Here is a 405-nt window from a genome sequence, read left to right on the forward strand (position 1 = left end):
TTTATACTGATATGAACAACAGCGCGACACCGTGTTCAATATATAAATACCGATATTTATATCAGCTTTCCAGATTGTTAAAGAACTTCAAATCAACTCGCATTCGGTTAATTCGTGGTTTAAAAAAACCAAATTTAAAATAGCTTATAAAGCGTAGTTTAAATTTGGCTTCCATTCTCTTTTAGTGAAGAAGAAAATATCCATTTACTTTTTTACCAGGCTTTTGAATACGACGTGTAGTTTCTCTTACACGAGTGTTCAAGTAACGCCGAAAAAATATAAATGGTGGAGCTAAGCAGGATCGAACTGCTGACCCCCTGCGTGCAAGGCAGGTGCTCTCCCAGCTGAGCTATAGCCCCATTAGGGTTTCTTCAATTTTGTTATCATGTAATTTGTGTGAACACT

Annotated in this window: 1 tRNA gene; it reads right to left on the reverse strand. The window is 36.8% G+C overall.

The features are described 5' to 3' along the window. Positions 1 to 283: 283 nt before the first annotated feature. Positions 284 to 359: transfer RNA gene (locus ASU03_RS19555), tRNA-Ala, on the reverse strand. Positions 360 to 405: the final 46 nt, after the last annotated feature.

This window comes from Colwellia sp. TT2012, assembly GCF_001440345.1.
GTDB lineage: Bacteria > Pseudomonadota > Gammaproteobacteria > Enterobacterales > Alteromonadaceae > Colwellia.